Source organism: Paenibacillus sp. JSM ZJ436 (assembly GCF_044383795.1).
Taxonomy (GTDB): domain Bacteria; phylum Bacillota; class Bacilli; order Paenibacillales; family Paenibacillaceae; genus Paenibacillus_AQ; species Paenibacillus_AQ algicola.
Map to the genome: position 1 here is coordinate 41,246 of NZ_JBISEO010000024.1, position 6,835 is coordinate 48,080.

At 50.4% G+C, this 6,835-nt stretch carries 5 protein-coding genes and 2 rRNA genes; all 7 read right to left on the reverse strand.

Annotated elements, in window-relative coordinates:
• Positions 1 to 35 precede the first annotated feature (35 nt).
• On the reverse strand, positions 36 to 1,319 hold the full coding sequence (gene serS / locus ACH6EH_RS19185; RefSeq protein ID WP_397333448.1) for a serine--tRNA ligase: 1,284 nt from the start codon (positions 1,317 to 1,319) through the stop codon (positions 36 to 38).
• Positions 1,320 to 1,440: 121 nt separating this feature from the next.
• The gene (gene pdxT / locus ACH6EH_RS19190; protein ID WP_397333449.1) at positions 1,441 to 2,028 is read right to left on the reverse strand and encodes a pyridoxal 5'-phosphate synthase glutaminase subunit PdxT; all 588 of its coding nucleotides are present in this window, start codon (positions 2,026 to 2,028) and stop codon (positions 1,441 to 1,443) included.
• Positions 2,029 to 2,045: 17 nt separating this feature from the next.
• Entirely contained in the window at positions 2,046 to 2,927 is an 882-nt protein-coding gene (gene pdxS, locus ACH6EH_RS19195; RefSeq protein ID WP_138223960.1) for a pyridoxal 5'-phosphate synthase lyase subunit PdxS, read from the reverse strand.
• Positions 2,928 to 3,052: 125 nt separating this feature from the next.
• On the reverse strand, positions 3,053 to 4,456 hold the full coding sequence (locus tag ACH6EH_RS19200) for a D-alanyl-D-alanine carboxypeptidase family protein (protein ID WP_397333450.1): 1,404 nt from the start codon (positions 4,454 to 4,456) through the stop codon (positions 3,053 to 3,055).
• 168 nt (positions 4,457 to 4,624) lie between these two features.
• Positions 4,625 to 6,082 (reverse strand): IMP dehydrogenase, encoded by a 1,458-nt coding sequence (gene guaB / locus ACH6EH_RS19205; protein ID WP_397333451.1) that lies wholly within the window; start codon positions 6,080 to 6,082, stop codon positions 4,625 to 4,627.
• A 292-nt stretch (positions 6,083 to 6,374) separates the two neighbouring features.
• Positions 6,375 to 6,491 (reverse strand): 5S ribosomal RNA (gene rrf, locus ACH6EH_RS19210).
• A 217-nt stretch (positions 6,492 to 6,708) separates the two neighbouring features.
• Positions 6,709 to 6,835 (reverse strand): 23S ribosomal RNA (locus ACH6EH_RS19215); the annotation flags it as partial.

A 6,835-nucleotide genomic window follows, 5' to 3' on the forward strand; every position in this document is an offset into this window, starting at 1 on the left:
TGTATCACACACAGATCCTTTAAATCAACTTAATTCTACTTTCCTTCGCCGCCGATTACGCTCCGGTTGCCCATATAAGGTCTTAATGCCTCCGGAATCACGATGGTGCCATCCTCCTGCTGATAATTCTCCAGAATGGCTGCGACCGTTCTGCCAACAGCCAGTCCGGAACCGTTCAGCGTGTGCACAAACTCTGGCTTTGCCTTCGCGTCCGGACGGAACCGGATGTTTGCACGGCGAGCCTGGAAATCACCGATGTTGGAGCAGGACGAAATCTCGCGGTACATGCCGCTTTCCGGCAGCCATACTTCCAGGTCATAGGTTTTTATCGATCCAAAGCCCATATCGCCCGTACACAGAGCCATTACGCGATAGGGAAGCTCCAGCAGCTGCAGCACGCGCTCGGCATCCTGCGTCATGCTCTCCAGCTCTGCAAAGGATTGATCCGGATGAACCACCTTCACCATCTCGACTTTATTGAACTGATGCTGGCGGATCAGACCCCGGGTATCCCTGCCGGCGGCACCCGCTTCAGAGCGAAAGCAGGAGCTGTAAGCGACATATTTCTTTGGAAGATCGTCGGAGCTAAGAATTTCTTCGCGGTGATAATTCGTGACCGGCACCTCTGCCGTAGGGATCAGATAATAATCCGTATCGCTGATCTTAAACAGGTCCTCTTCGAATTTAGGAAGCTGACCGGTACCGTAGAGGCTGTCCCGGTTCACGATATACGGAGGTAGCATCTCCTCATAGCCATGATCACTGTGTAGATCCATCATCAGGTTAATAAGAGCACGCTCCAGCCTGGCTCCCAGTCCCTTATAGAACGTAAAGCGAGAGCCCGTAACCTTCGCTCCAGCTTCAAAATCCAGGATCCCCAGCTCCTGCGCCAAGTCCCAGTGCGCCTTCGGTGTAAACTCAAAGCTTCTCGGCTCAGACCAGCGGCGCAGCTCTACATTCTCCTCTTCAGAAGATCCGACGGGCACACTTTCATGCGGTATATTAGGAATAGCGAGCGTGAGCTCGGCAATGTCAGCTTCAACGAGCCGTACCTCTTCATCCAGGCTCTTGATCCGGTCCGACACCTCTCGCATTTCCAGAATGAGATCATCGGCATTCTCCCGATTCTTCTTCAGCCTGGCGACCTCGGCGGACACCGTGTTGCGTCGGTTCTTCAGCGTTTCGCTCTCCTGCAGCAGCTCCCTGCGGCGTGTGTCCAGCTTGGGGAAATCAGCAATCAAATCCAGGGATTTGCCGCGGTTCTTCAAGGCTTCCTCCACACGTCCGAACTCGCTGCGCAATATCTTCACGTCTAACACAGTAACCCTCCTAAGTAAAAAAACATCGTATCCACGTCATTCTACTTATTTTATTGAATATTTGCCAAAAAAACAACAATCCTGGCCCTTAAAAAGAGCCAAGATTGTAATTTCAGCCTATTTATAGCTTTACCGCAGCCTGAGTGTCCTTTACCATGTCGGCAAAGTACTGATGCAGTGCGTAATCCTCAGTCAGCTCCGGGTGGTAGGAGGCCGCGAGCAAATGGCCCTGACGAGCTGTAACGATCTCATTCTTATATGTGGACAGCACCTCTACGCCCTCGCCGGTTTCCAGAATCAGCGGCGCTCGAATGAACACTGCCCGCACCGGCTTCTCCATTCCCTTCACCGGCAGATCGGTTTCAAAGCTCTCCCGCTGCCGTCCAAAAGCATTCCGTGCCACCTGAATGTCCATCAGCGCGAGATGCGGCTCCTCGCCGCCTGCGATGTCCTTCGCCAGCACGATCAAGCCGGCACAGGTTCCAAATATCGGCTTGCCTTGTGCTGAGAAATTACGAATGGGCTCGATGAAGCTGTATTTTCTCATCAGCTTGCCAATCGTTGTGCTCTCGCCACCCGGAATAATCAGTCCGTCGAGTTCCTCAAGCTGCTCCACCTTCTTGACGGGGACGCCCTCTGCCCCTGTCTGATTAATGCTCCGAATGTGCTCAGCTACAGCGCCCTGCAGCGCCAATACTCCGATCTTCATGAAGCTTTCCTTCTCTCTTACCAGCCGCGATCCGACATCCGCTCGGCCGCAGTCAGCTTGGAAATTTCGATGCCTTTCATCGGGGTGCCCAGGTTCTTCGACACTTCCGCAATCAGCTTGTAATCTTCAAAATGGGTCGTTGCCTCTACAATAGCGCGCGCAAACTTCTCCGGATTGTCAGATTTGAAAATACCGGAGCCGACGAATACGCCGTCAGCACCCAGGTGCATCATCAACGCTGCGTCAGATGGGGTAGCGATACCGCCGGCTGCAAAGTTTACTACCGGAAGCTTGCCGGTTTCCTGAATCCCTTTCAGCAGCTCATACGAAACACCCAGGTTCTTGGCTTCAGCATACAGCTCGTCCTTGGAAAGGTTCTGTACCTTCCGAATCTGACTGTTGATCAGACGCATATGGCGAACCGCTTCGACAATGTTGCCGGTTCCCGGCTCACCCTTCGTGCGAAGCATGGAAGCTCCTTCACCAATACGGCGCAGCGCTTCTCCCAGATCCTTGGCTCCGCAGACAAAAGGAACCGTGAACTGCCATTTATCAATATGGAACACTTCATCAGCTGGCGTAAGCACTTCACTCTCGTCCAGGTAGTCTACACCCAGAGACTCCAGTACCTTAGCTTCTACATAGTGTCCAATACGAGCCTTCGCCATAACAGGAATGGAAACCACCTTCATGACTTCCTCAATAATGGTCGGATCTGCCATACGGGCAACGCCGCCGGCTGCACGAATATCGGAAGGCACGCGCTCCAGCGCCATGACTGCAGTAGCTCCGGCCGCTTCAGCGACTTTAGCCTGTTCTGCGTTCATGACGTCCATAATGACGCCGCCTTTTTGCATTTCTGCCATGCCTCTTTTTACTCTGGATGTTCCCGTTTCCATGTTAACTAGCCTCCCGATCAATATCAAAATATGTTAATCCGTCATCAATTACGGTATGATTCTAACTTCAAATTTTACTCTACACCCGGGAAATATACAACCCATTTACTCGGGATTTCAATGATTTAGAACAGATTCTTGATGGATTGAAACAAATCTGCAAAAAATTGCTGAATTGCTCGCAAAAACAGCTTGAACCAGCCGGCCTTTTCCGCTTCCTCTGCTGCAATAAGATCGACAGTAGCCTTTTGAATATTTTTCACGCCTTCAATATGGTAGCTGTAGGTAACCGTCCCTACCTTGGTCCCCTTCTGAACCGGAGCGGTCAGCGTCGAGTTGTCCAGCTTCGCTTCCACAGTGTAGCTCTTGCCCTCCGAATTCTTTGGCACCATGAAGGATACCGACTTGTCAATGGCAAGCGGAAGAGACTGCTCCTTGCCCTTGTTCACCGGAATGGTTTCGAAGCCTTCAATGATTGAGCCTGCATCAATGACCTGTTTCACCTCGAAGTTGTTAAATCCGTAATCCAGCACCTTTCGGGTTTCTGTAAAACGGGACGCCTTTGTTTCTGCACCCATTACCACACTAATGAGACGCAATCCATCACGCTCGGCCGTCCCGGCGAACGTATTCAAAGCCTCTTCCGTAAAGCCGGTCTTCATACCGTCCAGACCATCATACGCGAAGGCGCGAAAGTTCGGCACGTCCTTATTGGCTTCCAGCATCCAGTTCAGGTTCACGATTGGGGCCTGATCACGCTCGCGGAATTGATACGTTTGAATCGTTGTATACTTCGAGAAGTCCGGATGCTCCTGGACGATGTACTTTACGAGTTTGGCTGTATCCATGGCGGACAGCACCGTTTCTCGGGTATCTGCTGGACGGTATTTCTCGGGCATATCCTTGATGCTCAGTCCCGTCGCATTGGCAAAATATGCAGTTTCCATCCCCATTTTTTGAGCGTAGTCGTTCATCATCTTCACAAATTCTTCTTCAGAGCCAGCAATATACTCCGCCAGCGCGACCGTCGCATCATTGGCCGAGCCTACAGCCATCGCAATATATAGCTCTTCTACAGTATGCTGGTCCCCTTGGGCCAAAAATATCCGGGAGCCTTGGCTTAAAGAAGCATTTTCCTGCACTGTTACTATCGTGTCCCATGTCAGGTTTCCCTGTTTGATCTCATGCTGGACGATATACTCCGTCATCATCTTGGTCATGCTTGCCGGAGGGAGCGCATTATCGGAATTAAGAGACATCAACACTTGTCCGGTAGTTGGTTCCATGAGCACAGCTGATCTGACCTGCAGGCCCAGTGAATCTACACCCGCCACTTTATCAAGCTTCTCGGGTTTTGCTGTTTCTGCCGGACTAGCCGTCGTTTCTGTTGTTGTAGCCGCCGGTGCAGGTTCAGCTAGTGCAGCCGCGGCTGGTATAGCCGAGAAGCATAATATATTCAGTAACATGACCGATGCCAGCGTTCTCTGAATGATCGGACGTTTGGTTACAGGCTTTACGTTGTGTTTCATCTTATAGGAGATTTGCTCTTTCATTTTGGACTCTTTCAAGGTAATACTCCTCTCTCGCACTCTTTTTGCTTGTTCTATTCTATCAGAAAAAAGACAAGCCGGATACCTTTCAACCGGCTTGTCTCTGTAAGCATGATTAGAGTCGAGAATGTGCCCCGAATCTTCCCCTTACAGGGAGTAGTTTGGTGCTTCCTTCGTAATTTGGATATCATGTGGATGGCTCTCGCGCAGGCCTGCCCCTGTGATCCGGATAAACTGGGTCTCGTTGCGGAGCTCTTCCAGGTTACCTGTCCCGCAATAGCCCATACCGGAGCGAAGTCCGCCAATCAGCTGATGAATAGTATCCGCCAAAGGACCTTTGTAAGCAACACGGCCCTCGATGCCTTCTGGAACCAGCTTCTTGTCATCGTCCTGGAAGTAACGGTCTTTACTGCCTTGCTTCATGGCCGCCATGGAGCCCATACCGCGGTATGCTTTGAAACGTCGTCCCTGATAAATCTCGGATTCGCCCGGGCTCTCTTCCGTTCCGGCAAACATGCTGCCCAGCATGACTGCGCTGGCACCTGCCGCAAGAGCTTTCGTAATTTCTCCGGAGTATTTAATGCCGCCGTCTGCAATAATCGGAACATTATATTCTTTAGCGACGCTGGCGCAATCGTACACCGCAGTAACCTGTGGTACGCCGATCCCGGCGATCACGCGAGTTGTACAGATCGAGCCTGGGCCGATACCGACCTTGACTACAGATGCACCGGCTTCGATCAGATCACGGGTAGCTTCTCCTGTAGCCACGTTGCCCGCGATGATGGTGAGGTCCGGGTAAAGCTTGCGCAGCTTGCTGACCGCTTCAATAATGTTAATATGATGTCCATGGGCAGAGTCTACAGTAATAACGTCTACACCCGCTTTGACAAGCGCCTCTGCACGATCAAAGGTATCCTTTGAGATCCCAATCGCTGCGCCGACCAGAAGGCGTCCTTGCTTGTCCTTGGCTGCGTTAGGGAATTGAATCGCTTTCTCAATATCTTTAATGGTAATAAGACCCTTTAGGACATTATTCTCATCCACCAATGGCAGCTTCTCAATCTTATGCTTCTGCAAAATGGTTTCTGCATCTGTCAGCGTCGTGCCAACTGGAGCAGTAACGAGGTTCTCGCTAGTCATGACTTCGCTGATTGGAGTAGAATAGTCATGAACAAAACGAAGATCCCGATTTGTCAAAATCCCGATCAGCTTATGCAGCTCGTCCACAATTGGAACACCGGAAATCCGGAATTTAGACATTACCTTCTCCGCGTCAGACACCAAATGATCTGCCTGTAAGGAGAATGGATTAGTAATAACGCCGCTTTCCGAACGTTTCACACGGTCAACCTCTTCTGCCTGCTGCTCTACACTCATATTTTTATGAATAATGCCGATTCCGCCTTCTCTGGCAATAGCAATGGCCAAAGGTGCTTCCGTGACCGTATCCATCCCCGCACTGATCAGAGGGATATTCAGCTTTACGGACTCACTCAATTTTGTGGAAACATCCACTTCCTTCGGCAGAACTGCCGATTTTCTAGGAACCAACAGTACATCGTCAAATGTGAAGCCCTCTTTACTAAATTTATCTTCCCACACTCGGGTTATTCCTCCTTTTGTCGTCTTCCTGCGGACTACATACAAGCTGTCTGAGCGGCGCGGGACGGCGTTTACATATGATTTTCAGAAATATATTATTGCAATCTTAGCAAAGGGCATATGGGCTGTCAAGGCGCAAGCTTACCTTTTTACGCGGCCTCGTTTAACGTGCTCTTAAATCCTTAACCCGTGTATATCTGTCCTTATAGGGTGGACAAGAACCTCTGAAATTTTATGCTATATAAATAAATAGAGTCACAATGGATACCCATTGTGACTCTATAGGTTGTTCGCTTGGCGGCGTCCTACTCTCCCGGGACCCTGCGGTCCAAGTACCATTGGCGCTGGAAGGCTTAACGTTCGTGTTCGGGATGGGTACGCGTGGAACCCTTCCGCCATCACCACCAAACATGATTTTTCGGAGCATAGCTCCTCAAAAATCGCTGCGAGAAAATATCAAACCTTGATATTCACCCTCAGTGTGCTCAGATGTTTGATCACCTGAAAACTAGATACGAAACGAATGTGCGTTATTAGAGAATGATCCATCTCCGTAGCTGCTTTACTTCGTGGCTACTCCATTGAAGCATAATGCTTCCGAAGCTAGCTTTACTTCGTAAAGCTTTTAGGATAAGCCCTCGACCGATTAGTATTGGTCAGCTCCATGCATTGCTGCACTTCCACCTCCAACCTATCTACCTCGTGGTCTTCAAGGGGTCTTACGTATTGGGAAATCTCATCTTGAGGGGGGCT

Bases quoted from the DNA above. Each gene is read 5' to 3' on its own strand.
- pdxT (WP_397333449.1), bottom strand. From the start codon at position 2,028: ATGAAGATCGGAGTATTGGCGCTGCAGGGCGCTGTAGCTGAGCACATT.
- pdxS (WP_138223960.1), bottom strand. From the start codon at position 2,927: ATGGAAACGGGAACATCCAGAGTAAAAAGAGGCATGGCAGAAATGCAA.
- ACH6EH_RS19200 (WP_397333450.1), bottom strand. From the start codon at position 4,456: ATGAAACACAACGTAAAGCCTGTAACCAAACGTCCGATCATTCAGAGA.